Genomic DNA, 14,827 nt, shown 5'->3' on the forward strand with positions numbered 1-14,827 from the left:
GGTCCTACGCGGCCGGGAGAGCTAGCAGACGGGGGCGGTCACCGAGCGGGGGTCGAAGCCGAAGGGCAGCTCCAGCCGATGGGCGCGCATCAGTTCGGCGTCGGACAGCAGCTCCTGGGTGGTGCCGTCCGCCACCAGCACGCCGTCGCTGAGCACCACCGAGCGCGGGCACAGCTCCAGCGCGTAGGGCAGGTCGTGGGTGACCATCAGCACCGTCAGGTCGAGGGAGCGGATGAGGTCGGCCAGCTCGCGGCGGGCCGCCGGGTCGAGGTTGGAGGACGGCTCGTCCAGCACCAGGATCTCGGGGCGGCTCGCCAGCACCGTGGCCACGGCGACGCGGCGGCGCTGCCCGAAGGAGAGGTGGTGCGGCGCCCGGTCGGCGTGCTCGGCCATCCCGACCCGCTCCAGCGCCTCGTGGACCCGCGCCTCCAGCTCGGCGCCGCGCAGCCCCGCCGCCGCGGGCCCGAAGGCGACGTCCTCGCGGACGGTGGGCATGAACAACTGGTCGTCCGGGTCCTGGAAGACGATGCCCACCCGGCGCCGGATCTCGGCCAGGTTCGGACGGGTGGCCGGCAGCCCGGCGACGGTGACCGAGCCGGCCCCCGGCGTCAGGATGCCGTTGAGGTGCAGCACCAGTGTGGTCTTGCCCGCGCCGTTGGGCCCGAGCAGCGCGACGCGCTGGCCGCGCGGCACCGTCAGGTCGACGCCGAACAGCGCCTGGTGGCCGTCCGGGTAGGCGTAGGCGAGACCGCGCACCTCGAGCGAGGGAGCGGCCTCCTGGGGCGCCTCGGCGCGGTGCCCGGACACCTCGGCGGGGTTTCCGGGCACCCCGGCCAGCTCTTCGGGCGCCTCTGCCGGTTCTTCGGGCACATCGGCGGTGGAGGTCACAGGGTCCATCCCAACAGGCAGATCGCGAGGGCGGTCAGCGGCAGCAGCGCCGCGCGGGCCCACTCGGGCGGGGCGGCGGCGCCCGCACCGAGTGCGGACGGCATGGTGCCGGTGTAGCCGCGGCTGAGCATCGCCAGGTGCACCCGTTCACCGCGCTCGTAGGAGCGGATGAACAGCGACCCGGCCGACTTGGCCAGCACCCCCCAGTGCCGCGGCCCGCGCGCCTCGAAGCCGCGCGAGAGGCGGGCGGTACGCATCCGGCGCATCTCGTCGCTGATGACGTCGGCGTAGCGCACCATGAAGGTGGCGATCTGGCACAGCAGCGGCGGCAGCCGCAGCCGCGCCAGCCCCAGCAGGAGCTGGTCCAGCCGGGTCGTCGAGGCGAGCAGCACGGAGGCGGCGACGCCGAGGGTTCCCTTGGCGAGCACGTTCCAGGCGCCCCACAGCCCCGGCTCGGACAGCGGCACGCCCAGCACGGTGATCCGCTCCCCCTCGGCGACGAACGGCAGCAGCACGGCGAACGCCACGAACGGCACCTCGATGACCATCCGGGTCAGCAGATGGCGCGCCCGGACGCGCGAGGCGGCGGCAACGGCCGCCAGCAGCACCCCGTACGCGCCGAACGCCCACACCGCCTCGCGCGGAGTGGCCACGACGACGAGGACGAAACAGAAGACCGCCGCCAGCTTGCACTGCGCGGGCAGCGCGTGCACGGGCGAGTGCGCGCGCTGGTAGAGCTTGTGCGCGTGTCCGCCACCCATCCCGGCCCCTCCCCCGCCCTCAGCGCTCGGGACGGCGGGAGGCGGCGCCGTCGTCCGGAGGGGCGTCCGGAGGGGCGGTCGGCGGGACGGCCGGCGGGACGGCCGAAGCGTTCGGCGCCGGTGCGGAGGTGTCGGCGGACGCGCCGTCCGTACGGGACGGAGCGGGCGGTGCGGCCGGGGCATCCGGCGCCGGTGCTGAGGCCCTGGCGTCCGTGCCGTACGGGCGGGCGGGAGCGGCACCGACACGGTCGGCGTCGACGGGTGCGGCACCGGCGGGAGCCGCCCTGACGGGGCCGGCGACGCCGGGAGTTGTACCGGCGGCAGCCGTACCGGTGCGGTCGGTGACGCCAGGATCGGCACCGGCGCGACCGGCACCGGCGGGGCTGCCGCCGTAGGAGCCGGCGGGTGCGGAGGGAGGAGGACCCCCGTCAGCGCGTACGGCGGCAGTACTGTCCTCGTCGGCGCGCCTCCTCCGTACGGCCATGAACACGCCCGTGCCGACTGCGAGGGTGGCGCCGGCGCCGATGATGCCCGCGAGGCCACCGGAGAGGCGGGCGTCACTGATGTCCTTGACGCCGTAGTCGGCCAGTGGGGAGTCCTTGGCGGCGTGGTCCTCCGCCTTCTTGTCGATGCCGTTGTCGGCGGCGACCTTCTCCAGACCGTCCGGGCTGGAGGAGGCGTAGAAGCTCAGCCCTCCCGCGCACAGCACGGTGACGACGAGGCCGGTGATCCACAGGGGCCGCAGGGAGCGGCGCCGGGCGGGGGCAGGGCTCCCGGAGCGGTCCCGCGGTCCGCCCCCGGGCCGCGGCCGCGATCGCGACTCCGTCTGCGGCTCCGTCTGCGGCTGCGAATGCGGGCCGGCGGGGGCCGTGAGCGGGGAGGTCCGCAGCTCCAGGCGGGGGGCCAGCCGGTCCCGTGCCGCGTACACCAGGTCGGGGCGGACGGCCACCACCGCGCCGACCGTCGCGGCGGTGATCACGGCCTCACCGACGCCGATGAGCACATGCACCCCCACCATCGCCGCGAAGACCTTGCCGAGTGCCACGTCGGTCGTGCCGCCCAGCGCGTAGACGGCGGTGAACGCGACCGCCGCGGCCGGGACGGAGACCAGCGCGGCGACGAAGGAGGCGGCGGTCACCGCGGAGCGCCGTCGCGGCAGCACCCGCAGCAGCGCGCGGAAGAGGCCGTAGGCGACGAGGACGGTCACCACGCCCATGTCCGTGATGTTGGTGCCCAGCGCCGTCAGCCCGCCGTCCGCGAAGAGCACGCCCTGCAGCAGCAGGACGACGGAGACGCACAGCACCCCCGTGTACGGGCCGACCAGCACCGCGGCCAGCGCGCCGCCGAGCAGATGGCCGCTGGTGCCCGCGGCGACGGGGAAGTTGAGCATCTGGACGGCGAAGATGAACGCCGCCACCAGACCCGCCAGTGGCGCCGTCCGCTCCCCCGTCTCGCCCGGACCGCCGCCCAGTTCGCGCCGGGCGCCACGCAGGGAGGCGGCGACGGCCACGGCGGCGACGGCACCGGTACCGGCCGAGACGGGGGCGTTGATGAATCCATCGGGTACGTGCATGCGAGGCACTCCCCTTCTCACGACGACCCGGAGCTTTTTGAGAATAGCGGTCAAATGCAAAGAGTTCGCAAGAGCGTGGACGGCATCCCCGTACATCCCGGACGTAAGGACAGCCTGTGGCACAGCTCACCAGGGTCCTCGGGTGACTGTGCACGGTCGTCATGCGTCTGACAGGGCGAAGGGGCAACTCGGTCCGAGCGATCAGCGCACCGGGAGTCCCCGACCCAGAGGAGCAGATGTGTCCAAGGTCATCACCCGCACCGTGCAGGCCCAACTGATCACCCGGCCGCCCGCCACCCGTCCCCTGACACCTGCTCTGCGTTACGACACGGGCGACCCGCTGGCCGTGCGCCTCGTCTTCCCCGCCGAGATCTCCCTCGACGGGGAGGAGGTCGCCTGGGCGTTCTCCCGCGACCTCCTCGCGGAGGGCCTGCTCGGTCCGGCCGGGGAGGGAGACGTGCACATCTGTCCGTGCGGGCAGCAGCGCACAGTGATCGAGTTGCACGCCGGGGAGGGCGTGGCCGTCCTCGAGTTCCCCGCCGCCGACCTCAGGGACTTCCTGCGCCGCACCTACGAGGCGGTACCGCCCGGTGCGGAGGGTGCGCTCCTCCATCTGGAAGAGGGACTCGACGCGCTGCTGCGCGGGGTGTGACCTCTCCTGCGTACCTTCCCTGCCGTGACACCTCCCTGCCGCCGCCTGCCCGGACGGTGACCATGCGGACAGTGCTCACGCGGGCGGACAGTGCTCATGCGGGCGGTACCCGGGGAGACGGTGCCCGTGCGGACGGGGCAGACGAAAAAGCAGACGGGAAAGGGGGTCTCTCCGGCAGCTGCCGGAGAGACCCCCTTTCCCGTTGGTGCTTGGGCTTGCTTGGGCTTGGTGCTTGATGCTTGGCCCTCGGTGCTTGATGCCCGTTGCGGAGGCTGCCGGGGGCAGCCGGCGCGCCCGGGGATGCGCGCACCCCCGGGCGCTCCCTCACACCCCGGTACGCTCCGGCTCGCGCGGAGGCCGCGCCGCCGCGCGCTGCTCCTGGGAGCGCAGCTCCTCACGGAGCCGCTCGCCCTCGACGTCCACGGAGGGCAGGACGCGGTCCAGCCAGCGGGGCAGCCACCAGGCGCGCTGTCCCAGCAGGGCGAGCACGGCCGGCACGATCGCCATCCGCACCACGAACGCGTCGAAGAGGATGGCGATGGCCAGGCCGAAGCCCATCATCTTGATCATCGCTTCGGAGGATCCGATGAACCCGGCGAAGACGCTGATCATGATGACGGCCGCGGCGGTGACCACCCGGGCCCCCAGCCGGAACCCGCTGACTATGGCCTGCCCGGGGCCCTCCCCGTGGACGTACGCCTCGCGCATCCGCGTCACGAGGAAGACCTCGTAGTCCATTGCGAGGCCGAAGATCACGCCGACCATGAAGATCGGCATCATGCTCATGATCGGCCCGGTCTGTTCGACGCCGATGAGGTCCGCCGCCCAGCCCCACTGGAAGACGGCCACCACGGAGCCGAGCGCGGCCAGCACGGACAGCAGGAAGCCGAGTGCGGCCTTCAGCGGGACGAGCAGGGAGCGGAAGACGATCGTCAGCAGGACGAACGCCAGCCCGACCACCAGCGCCAGATAGGGCACCAGCGCGTCGTTCATCACCTGGGAGAAGTCGATGGCGACCGCCGTGGTGCCGGTGACCAGCACGGTGGCGCCCGTCTTCGCCTTGATGTCGTCCGCCTGGTCGCGGATGGCGTGCACCACGTCCTCGGTCCGCGCGTCGCTGGGACCGTACTTGGGCACGGCGGTCATCGTCGCGGTGTCGCCGCTCTTGTTGAAGACCGGCGGGGAGGCCGCGACCACGCCCTCGGTCTTCTTCAGCCGCTGCGCCACCTCGGCCGCCGCGGCCTTGGGGTTCTCGGCTCCCCGCAGATCGAGGACCGTCATCAAGGGGCCGTTGAAGCCCGGCCCGAAGCCGTCGGCGAGCAGGTCGTACGCCTTGCGCTGGGTGGTGTCCGGCGGCTGGTTGCCCTCGTCGGGCAGGCCCAGCTTCATGCCGCCCACGGGCAGCGCGAGCGTGCCCAGCGCGAGGACGGCCGTCACCAGCACCAGCAGCGGACGGCGCAGCACGAAGCTCGCCCACCGGGCGCCCGCCTTGGGCCGCTGGCCCTCCGCGTCGGCCGCCGGCGGGACCCCGGTGTCGGGGTTGGCCTTGCGCACCCGGCGCCCGAAGATCCGCTTGCCCGCCATGCCCAGCGCCGCCGGCACCAGCGTGAGGGCCACCAGCACGGCGATGACCACCGTGCCCGCCGCGGCCAGGCCCATCTTGGTGAGGATCGGGATGTTGACGACGGAGAGGCCCACCAGGGCGATCACGACCGTCAGACCGGCGAAGACGACGGCGGAACCGGCCGTGCCGACCGCGCGTCCCGCCGCGTCCTCGCGTTCGCGGCCCTCGGTGAGTTCCGCGCGGTAGCGGGAGGCGATGAAGAGGGCGTAGTCGATGCCGACCGCCAGGCCGATCATCATGGCCAGCGTGGTGGTGTTGGCCGACAGCCCGAGGGTGGCGCCCAGGGCGGCGATCGACGAGATGCCGATCATCACCCCGATCAGCGCCGTGATCAGCGGCAGCCCGGCCGCGACCAGGGAGCCGAAGGTGAGGATCAGGACGATCGCCGCGATGGCGATACCGAAGATCTCCGCGTTGCCCATCTCGGGCTCGACGAGGATCGCGTCACCGCCGGTCTCCACCGTCAGCCCCGCCTTGCGGGCCGACTGCGCGGCGTCCTTGATCTTCTCACGCGTCTTGTCGGTGATGTCCTGGGCCGGGACCTTGTAGGTCACCGAGGCGTAGGCGATGCTGCCGTCCGCGCTGACGGCTCCCTTGTTCTTCGGGTCGAACGGGCCGGCGACGGAGGCCGCCTGGCCGCCCGCCAGTTCCTCGACCGTCTTGGTGACGGCGGCCCGGTTCTCGGTGGCCGTGATCTTCTCGCCGGTCGGGGCGCGGAAGACCATACGGGCTGTGGCGCCCTCGGCATTGGCGTCGGGGAAGCGCTCCTCGAGGACGTCGAAGGCCTTCTGAGCCTGGGTCCCGGGCAGTGCGAAGTCGTCATCGGGTGGGGCGGAGGCGGTCGACGCGCCCACCCCGGCCGCCACCAGCAGCGCCACCCATACGAGGGCGACGATGCGGCGGCGCCGGAAGGCGAGCCTGCCGAGCTTGTACAGAAACGTGGCCACGAGAGGTTCTCCGGTCTCGAGGTCGGACAAACGAAGAGGAAAACATGAGAGTTCATGTCAATCGACGCTCGCTCGCAGCAAAAGGATGAGTCGGTAGTCAGGAATGAGGGGTACGTCACAACTTGCCGAGGGCCAACTCGGCCCGAACCATGGGAGGGATGATCGACAACGGCGCGTATCTCCGTTTCCCGCACCTGCACAGCGGCCTGCTCTGCTTCGTGGCCGAGGACGATCTGTGGATCGCCCCGCTGCCCGAGGACGGTGCCCCCTCCGGGCGGGCCTGGCGGCTGACCGTCGACCGCACGCGCCTGGGCCACCCGCGCTTCTCCCCGGACGGCCGGCGCGTGGCCTACACCTCCTGGCGCAGCCTCGACCCGGAGGTCTACCTGGTGTCCGTGGACGGCGGGCGGGCCCGGCGGCTGACCTACTGGGGTGCCACCGACACCTGCGTGCGCGGCTGGACCCCGGAGGGGGACGTCCTGGCCGTGGCCTCGCACGGTGAACCGTTCGCGCACCGCGCGTGGGCGTACCGCGTCCCGGTCGACGGCCCCGACGGACCGCCCGAGGACGACCCGGACGCCTCCTGCCCCGGCAGCAGGCTGCCCTGGGGGCCCGTCTCGGACATCGCCGTCGCCGAACAGGAGGGCGAGCGGCGCACGCTGCTGCTGACCGGCACGCCCCCGCACGAGCCCGCGAGCTGGAAGCGGTACCGGGGCGGCGCCACGGGGCGGATGTGGCTCCAGGGCGAACGGCTGCTCCCGGACCTGGAAGGCCATCTGGACTCGGTCATGCTGGTGGGCGACCGCATCGCCTTCCTCTCCGACCACGAGGGCGTCGGCAACCTCTACTCCTGCCGCCCCGACGGCTCCGACCTGCGGCGGCACACCGACCACGCCGACTTCTACGCCCGGCACGCGGCCACCGACGGGCGCCGCGTGGTCTACCAGTGCGCGGGGGAACTGTGGCTGGTGGACGACTTCGCGCACCACGCCGAACCCCGCCGGCTCGACGTCCGGCTGGGCGGGCCCCGCACCGGGCGCCGCCCCTACCAGGTTCCGGCCGGGGCGCACCTGGACGCGCTGACCGTGGACCCGACGGGCCGCGCGAGCGCGGTGGGCGTACGCGGCAGCCTCTACTGGCTCACCCACCGCGACGGCCCCGCGCGGGCCCTCGCCGACACGCCCGGGGTGCGCGTACGGCTGCCCGAGATGCTGGGCGACACAGGGCGCGTCGCCTACATCACCGACGCGGACGGCGAGGACGCCATCGAGATCGCCGACCTGCCGCGCGCCTCCCGGCAGCGCCCCGCCCACCGGATCGCGGCCGGGCGCCTGGGACGGGTCCTGGAGCTGGTGGCGTCCCCGTCGGGGGAACGGCTGGCCGTGGTGACGCACGACGGCCGACTGCTGATCGTGGACGTACCCGACACCGACGAGGACGGCACCGGCCAGAACGGCACCAGCGCCGCCGGCGACCCGGGCGGCCCCGGCGTCGAGGCCGTGATCACCGAGGTCGTCCGCTCCCGCAACGGTCCGGTACGCGACCCGGCCTTCTCCCCCGACTCACGGTGGCTGGCCTGGGCCCACCCCGGAGTGGGACGGTCGCTGTCCTGCATCCGGCTCGCGAAGATCTCCGAACTGCCGACGGGCACGGCGGACGTGGATTCGTCCGAACCGTCGGGGACGGGGGAAACGGGGGAAACGGGGGAGCCGTCGGGAACGAGGAAACCGTCGGGGACGAAGGAGACGCCGGACCCGTCGGCAACGGGGGAGACAGCGGAGAGGAAGGCGTCGTCGGAGCCCTCGGAGTCGGCGGAGCCTGCGGGATCGTCGGAGTTGGCGGAGTCGGCGGAGTCGGCGGAGCCTGCGGGATCGTCGGAGTTGGCGGAGCCGTCGGAGTCGGCGGGGGCGTCAAGGGAATCGGGGGAGTCGGCGCGATGCGGCGCCCCCGGCGGACCCGGCGACTCCGGGGAGGCGGAGCAGGCGGCAGCCGGCGGGCCCACGATCCTCGACGTCACGGACGGGCGGTTCGAGGACGAGCAGCCCGTCTTCACCCGGGACGGCCGCTATCTGGCGTTCCTTTCCTGGCGCGGCTTCGACCCGGTGTACGACGTGCACACCGGCGACCTCTCCTTCCCGCTGGGCTGCCGCCCCTACCTGGTGCCACTGGCCTCGGCGACGCTCTCACCGTTCGCGCTCACCCCCGAGGGGCGCCCGGCCGCCGGCGGACTCGATCCGCAGGACCGGGTCGGGGCGGGCGCCGACGACGAGGGGCCCGAGACACCGGTGCTCGTGGAGGCGGAGGGGCTGGCGAACCGGGTGACGCCCTTCCCGGTGACCGCCTCCAAGTACGCGGCGCTGCGACCGGTCGCCGGAGGCGGACTGATCTGGCTGCGGTACCCGATCTCCGGCGCGCTCGGCGAGACGTTCGTCAACCCGGCCGACACCTCCGGCCGCCCCACACTGGAGCACTTCGACCTGACGACCGCCAAGCGCACCGAACTGACCAGCGACATCGACTGGTTCGCCCTCAGCGGCGACGGCTCCCGGCTGGTCGTCAACGACGACGGCGTGCTCCGCGTGATCCCCGCCGACCAGCAGGCCGACTCCGACACCACCACCTACATCGACATGCGCCGCATCCTGCACGACGTCGACCCGGCGGCGGAGTGGCGCCAGGCGTACGAGGAGGCCGGCCGGCTGATCAGGGCGTACTTCTGGGATCCAGGGATGAGCGGCGTCGACTGGGACGCGATCCTGGCCCAGTACCGCCCGCTGGTCGAACGCGTCGCCTCCCCCGACGAGTTCGCCGACCTGCTGCGCGAAGTCCTCGGCGAACTGGGCACCTCGCACGCCTACGTCACCCCGGCCCGCCGCGACGAGGGGCCCTCGCACTACCAGCGGCCCATCGGCTTCCTGGGCGCCGACCTGATCCGCACCCCCGAGGGCGCCTGGCAGATCGGGCGCATCCTGCCCGGCAACTCCTCCGACTCGCGGGCCCGCTCACCCCTGGCAGGGGCGCCCGTGCGCGAGGGGGCGCTGCTCACCCACGTCGACGCCCGGCCCGTCAGCTCCTACAGCGGCCCGGCCCCGCTGCTGGCGGCGGCCGGCGGCACCACCGTGGAGCTGACGCTGCAACAGGAGGGGCCGCGCCGGGTCGCCACCGTCCCGCTGATCGACGAACGCCCGCTGCGCTACCAGGACTGGGTGGCCCGCCGCCGCGACGTCGTCCGCGAACTGAGCGACGGGCGCTGCGGCTACCTGCACATCCCCGACATGGGCGGCTCCGGCTGGGCGCAGTTCAACCGCGACCTGCGCCTGGAGGTCTCGCGGCCCGCGCTGATCGTGGACGTACGGGGCAACGCGGGCGGCCACATCAGCGAACTCGTCCTGGAGAAGCTGACCCGCACCATCCTGGGCTGGGACCTGACCCGCAACGCGGAGCCCGTCAGCTACGCCGACAACGCGCCCCGGGGACCGGTGGTCGCGGTCGCGGACGAGGCCACCGCCTCCGACGGGGACATGATCATCGCCGCGTTCCGGCTGCTGGGCCTCGGCCCGGTCGTCGGCGCCCGCACCTGGGGCGGTGTGGTGGGGATGACGGGCCGGCACCGGCTCGGCGACGGCACGGTGATCACCGTGCCGATGAACGCGGCCTGGTTCGAGGGCTACGGGTGGTCGGTGGAGAACCGTGGCGTGGAGCCCGACATCGAGGTGCTGCGCACCCCGCTGGACTGGGCGGAGGGGCGCAGTTCCGTCCTGGGTACGGCGGTGACCTGTGCCCTGGACCTGCTGGAGCGGCACCCGGCCCGGACCCCGCCGGACTACAGCGACGCCCCCGACCGCTCCCGTCCCCCGCTGCCGCCCCGTCCCGCCCCCTGAGCGACCTGCGCCTGTAGTGCGGTTTTATTGCGGCTTCTCTGCCGTTTTGCTGCGGAATGCGTGATTCGCACCACTGTGCGAGGGTGGAGAGGAGCCCGTGAGGACACACACCCCAAGGAGTGACGATGGGTCTCGCAGACCAGTTCAAGGACAAGATGGAGCAGATGCAGAACAAGGCCAAGGAGAAGAGCTCCCAGCAGAAGTCCGGTGAACGCGGCCAGCAGACCGATCGCGGGCAGCAGGCCCGCGAGAAGGCCGAGGAGATGAAGGACAAGGCCCAGGAGCGCACCCAGGAGTGGAAGGACAAGGGCAACCAGTAGCCCGCTCCCGGGGCCTCCTCCGCCGGGGGCTCCTCCACCGGGGGCTCCCCTTGCGGGCGCTCCCCGGCACCCCTCGAAGAACCTCGATACACCTCGATACGCGGAACCCCGCAGGTGGAACCGGAGGCCCCTGAACCGGCCGGTGACGCCCCTGCGGGGTTCGTTCCTCTCCTGCCCGCAGGGGCGTCACCGGCCGGTTCAGGGGGCACGGAGCAGAGAGATTCACGGACTAGAGGGGTTCACGAACTGGATTCATGAACCAGATTCACGAAGCTGTTCATGAACCGGATGCGGGAACCTGATTCACGAACCAGGTTCGGGAACCACCTTCGCGAGCCCCACCAACAAGCCCGGTTCTCTAACGGGATTGGCAAAACAGATTCACAAAGGGCGTTCACAAGCAGGCTCGCGAACCAGCTTCACGGGCCGGCACGGGCCGGCACGGTCCGGCCCGGGGATCAACGGCCGGCGCGGGCCTTCTCGTCCGCCTCGCCGCCCGCCCCGACGAGCCCGGTGGGTACGCCGCCGGAAGCGGCGATACGGGGCGCGACGGCCCTCATCTCGCGCTGGCCGAGCGGCCCCCCGACGAGCGGGGGAAGACAGCCGCGCACCCCCTGTATGGCCCGCAGCCACCACTGGCCGTAGATGTGCGGGGCGCGGCGTTCGATGCCCGCGACGATGCGGTCCACGGCGGGCCCCAGCGGATAGGTCTTGTTGGTCGGCCACGGCAGCCGCTTGCGCACGTCCCGCATGACGTCGTCGGCGTCGGCACCGCGCACCATGTCGGTGTCGGTCCAGCTCAGATAGCCCACGCCCACCCCCACGCCCTTGTAGCCGACCTCGGCGCGCAGGCTGTGCGCGAACGCCTCGACACCGGACTTGGAGGCGCAGTAGGCCGTCATCATCGGCGCCGGCGTGATGGCGGCCAGCGAGGCGATCTGGAGGAAGTAGCCGCGCGACTCCTCCAGCACCGGCAGGAAGGCGCGGCCGGTGACGGCGCCGCCGATGAGGTTCACCTCGATCACCCGGCGCCAGGCGACCGGGTCGGAGTCCACGAAGGGACCGCCCGCGGCGACGCCCGCGTTGGCGACGGTGATGTCCACCTTGCCGAAGCGGGCCTTGACCTCCTGGGCGACCTGGGCCATGGCCTCGTGGTCGGTGACGTCCGTGTACCAGTGGGCCGACTCCCCGTGCAGCGACGCGCCGACCCGCTTCAGCTCGTCCGGCTCCAGACCGACCAGCGCGAGCTTGGCGCCGCGTGCCGACAGCTTGCGGGCGAGCAGTGCCCCGACGCCGCGTGCGGCACCGGTGACGACGGCGACCTGCCCCTCCAGACCGACCCGGGTCATGCGCTCTCCTTCTTCGTCGTGTTCGCCGTAGTCGCCTTATTCGCCTTATTCGCCGTGCTCGCCGTACTCGCCGCACTCGCCGTGTTCGCTGCGTGAGCGCGGGCGTCTGCCGGGACGCCCGCGGCGGTCCGCGCCGGGGCGGCGGCGAGATGGTCCCTCACGAGGCGCGCGAGCACCTCGGCGACCGTCTCCGGCTCCTCCAGCGGCGTCATGTGACCGCGTCGCGCCAGTTGGTGCACCCCCGTGCAGGCGGGCAGCAGGGCGGCGAGCCGGTGGGCGTGGGGCAGCGGGGTGAGGCGGTCGTGGGTGCCGATGACCACGGCGGTCGGCGCGTCGAGCCGCGGCACCTTGGCGGACAGGTCGAGCCCGGCCAGCACCCCTCCCCAGGCCGACCGCACCCGGGTGGGACAGGCGTGCACGATGCGCGCCGTCGTCTCGACGACCACCGGGTCCGGGTCCGGTCCGAGCGTGCCGTACGCCAGCGCCTTGCGGGTCAGCGATGTCACGGGGCCCAGCGGGGCGCTGGAGCCGAGGAGCGCGCGGTGGGTTATGCGGCGTACCCGTTCGGAACGGAACGGCAGCACGCGCGCCTCGCCGGTCAGGTGCTCGGCGCCGGTACTGCACAGCATCAGCGCGGCGCCGCGCTCGCGCAGCTGCTCCCGGCCAGCCGCCGCCATGAGCGTCATGCCGCCCATGGAGTGGCCTCCGATGACGGCCCGTTCGCCCGGCTCCAGGGCGGCGTCCAGCACGGCGCACAGGTCGTCGGCGAGCATCGCCGTGCTGTAGGCCATGGGCGTCGCGGCGGCGGGGCTGCGGCCGTGGCCGCGCTGGTCGTAGACGATGACGCGGTGGCCGCTCGCGGTCAGTTCGCGGATGACGGGGGCCCAGAAGAGCGTCGAGCAGGTCCAGCCGTGCGCGAGGACGACGGCGGGGTCGCTCTCGCGGCCGTGCACCTCGACGGGGAAGCGCACACCGTCGCCGGAGCGGGCGGTCAGCTCGCGGGTGGGCGCGGGAAGCGCATACCGTCCGGTCGGTCCGGTAGCTCCCTTCGTGCGGGCCCGCGCCGAGGTCCGGCTCATCACGCGTCCCCCCTCTCCTCGGCGGTGTGGAAGGCGTGGGTGGCCGCTCCCCTGCTGACGCTCCCGGCGAGCAGCGGTGCCGGACGGCGCGCCTCCCCGGCAGCGGAGCCATACCCGGAGCCGTTCGCCCGTGGTGGCCTCAGCACTTCGTACTCCTCCAGCCACACCTCCCGCGTCACCTTCCGGAACTCCGCGGTGGTGCCGGGCCACACCGCCACCGGCCTGCCCTGCGCGTCCAGGTACCAACTGGTGCAGCCGGTCTCCCACACGCTCGACTTGATGCGTTCGCGCAGTTTGGCGTTGTACGTGTGCTGGGCGATGGGGCGCACGTCAAGTGCCGCCTTGTCACCGCCGCCGAGGGTGTCCAGCTTCCTGATGTAGTCGATCATGTAGGTGAGCTGCGCCTCGACGATCAGGAGCATCGAGCTGGTACCCAGGCCGGTGTTGGGCCCGATGATGAACAGGAAGTTGGGAAACCCGGTTGTCGTTGTGCCGCGCAGTGCGTTCATTCCGTCCTCGGCCCAGGACTCGGCGAGCGTCCGGCCGTCCGCGCCCTTGACGAGATCGGCCACCGGCATGTCGGAGACGTGGAAGCCGCTGCAGAAGACGATCGCGTCGACCTCGGCCTCCCGGCCGTCGGCGGAGACCAGCGTGTTGCCGCGTATCCGGGCGAGCCCGGAGTCGATGACATGGGTGTTGGGCTGCGCGAGCGCCGGATAGTAGTCGTCGGACACCAGGGTGCGCTTGCAGCCGACGCGGTAGTCCGGCGTCAGCTTCCGCCGCAGCTCGGGGTCCTTGACGGCGCGCCGCATGTGGAGCTTGGCGAGCTGTTCCACGACGGGCAGCAGCTTGGGGTACTTGGCGAACACCTGCGTCTCCAGCTCGCGCACCCCCCACAGCGCGAACCGTCGCACCTTCTGCGTGACGGGGAACCTCGCATGCAGCTTCTGCTCCGCCTTGGTGATACGGCGGTCGTTGCGCGGGATGACCCAGGCGGGCGTGCGCTGGAATACGGTCAGTTCACCGACGACCGGCTGGATGGCGGGGATGATCTGGATCGCGGACGCGCCGGTGCCTATGACGGCGACCCGCTTGCCGCGCAGATCGACACCGTGGTCCCAGGTGGCCGAGTGGAAGACCTTGCCCTCGAAGGAGTCCAGACCGGGGATCTCGGGCAGCTTCGGCTCGGACAGCGGCCCGGTCGCCGAGACGACCACATCGGCGGTCAGCGTGCCGGCGGAGGTCTCCACCCGCCAGTGCAGCTCCTCGGCGTCCCAGCTCATCTGCTGCACCTCGGTGCGGAAGCGGATGTGCTGGCGCAGCCCGAAGGTGTCGGCGACCCGCTCCAGGTAGGCGCGGATCTCCGGCTGGGGCGAGTAGCTGCGCGGCCACTCGGCGTTGGGCGCGAAGGAGAACGAGTACAGGTGCGAGGGGATGTCGCACGCGCACCCGGGATAGGTGTTGTCGTGCCAGGTGCCGCCGAGTGCCTCCCTCCGCTCCAGGACGACGAAGTCCGTCACTCCCGCGCGGCGCAGCCGTACGGCGGCCCCCAGGCCGCCGAAGCCGCTGCCGATGACCGCCACCCGTACGTGCTCCTGCTCGTGCTCGGCCGCCATGCCGCCGCCTCCCGAGGTCTGTCGCGTCCTGCGCGGTGCGTCTCGTGGCGCCACGGACCCGCGCGGTCCGCACCCACGAACCGTGCCAGTAATCACTGGCACGGTTCGAGATTAGGGCAGCGGAATACTCATGGGTA

At 72.5% G+C, this 14,827-nt stretch carries 9 protein-coding genes and 1 pseudogene; 3 read left to right on the plus strand and 7 right to left on the minus strand.

Annotated features, from left to right (window positions below):
• Positions 1-21: 21 nt before the first annotated feature.
• From FM076_RS13580 to FM076_RS13590, 3 genes and pseudogenes are all read right to left on the minus strand, one after another.
• Positions 22-897, minus strand: coding sequence for an energy-coupling factor ABC transporter ATP-binding protein (locus tag FM076_RS13580; RefSeq protein WP_243274480.1), 876 nt, complete (start codon positions 895-897; stop codon positions 22-24).
• The gene (cbiQ, locus tag FM076_RS13585; RefSeq protein WP_173870650.1) at positions 885-1,649 is read right to left on the minus strand and encodes a cobalt ECF transporter T component CbiQ; all 765 of its coding nucleotides are present in this window, start codon (positions 1,647-1,649) and stop codon (positions 885-887) included. Before cbiQ ends, FM076_RS13580 begins: the two co-directional genes overlap by 13 nt.
• A gap of 456 nt (positions 1,650-2,105) precedes the next feature.
• A pseudogene (locus tag FM076_RS13590) lies at positions 2,106-3,222 on the minus strand (energy-coupling factor ABC transporter permease); the annotation flags it as partial.
• A 238-nt stretch (positions 3,223-3,460) separates the two neighbouring features.
• Here FM076_RS13590 and FM076_RS13595 point away from each other — a divergent pair.
• Positions 3,461-3,874 carry an SsgA family sporulation/cell division regulator gene (locus FM076_RS13595; RefSeq protein WP_173870652.1) on the plus strand — a complete coding sequence of 138 codons (414 nt, stop codon included), beginning with the start codon at positions 3,461-3,463 and terminating at the stop codon, positions 3,872-3,874.
• A 324-nt stretch (positions 3,875-4,198) separates the two neighbouring features.
• On the opposite strand, the gene FM076_RS13600 is transcribed toward FM076_RS13595, so the two are convergent.
• Complete coding sequence (locus FM076_RS13600; RefSeq protein ID WP_173870654.1) at positions 4,199-6,445, minus strand: MMPL family transporter; 2,247 nt, start codon at positions 6,443-6,445, stop codon at positions 4,199-4,201.
• A gap of 149 nt (positions 6,446-6,594) precedes the next feature.
• On the opposite strand from FM076_RS13600, the gene FM076_RS13605 reads away from it, so the two are divergent.
• Positions 6,595-10,326 (plus strand): S41 family peptidase, encoded by a 3,732-nt coding sequence (locus FM076_RS13605; protein ID WP_173870655.1) that lies wholly within the window; start codon positions 6,595-6,597, stop codon positions 10,324-10,326.
• 125 nt (positions 10,327-10,451) lie between these two features.
• On the plus strand, positions 10,452-10,646 hold the full coding sequence (locus tag FM076_RS13610) for a hypothetical protein (RefSeq protein ID WP_173870657.1): 195 nt from the start codon (positions 10,452-10,454) through the stop codon (positions 10,644-10,646).
• Between the two features lie 458 nt (positions 10,647-11,104).
• Here FM076_RS13610 and FM076_RS13615 read toward each other — a convergent pair whose 3' ends face one another.
• Genes FM076_RS13615 through FM076_RS13625 form a run of 3 tightly spaced genes read right to left on the minus strand, consistent with a single transcriptional unit; the run spans position 11,105 to position 14,690 of the window.
• On the minus strand, positions 11,105-11,995 hold the full coding sequence (locus tag FM076_RS13615) for an SDR family oxidoreductase (protein WP_173870659.1): 891 nt from the start codon (positions 11,993-11,995) through the stop codon (positions 11,105-11,107).
• Positions 11,992-13,074, minus strand: coding sequence for an alpha/beta fold hydrolase (locus tag FM076_RS13620; protein WP_173870661.1), 1,083 nt, complete (start codon positions 13,072-13,074; stop codon positions 11,992-11,994). The genes FM076_RS13615 and FM076_RS13620 overlap by 4 nt, the downstream gene beginning before the upstream one ends.
• Positions 13,074-14,690, minus strand: coding sequence for a flavin-containing monooxygenase (locus tag FM076_RS13625; RefSeq protein WP_173870663.1), 1,617 nt, complete (start codon positions 14,688-14,690; stop codon positions 13,074-13,076). The genes FM076_RS13620 and FM076_RS13625 overlap by 1 nt, the downstream gene beginning before the upstream one ends.
• Positions 14,691-14,827: the final 137 nt, after the last annotated feature.

The sequence above is a fragment of the Streptomyces albus subsp. chlorinus genome (assembly GCF_013302895.1).
GTDB lineage: Bacteria > Actinomycetota > Actinomycetes > Streptomycetales > Streptomycetaceae > Streptomyces > Streptomyces chlorinus.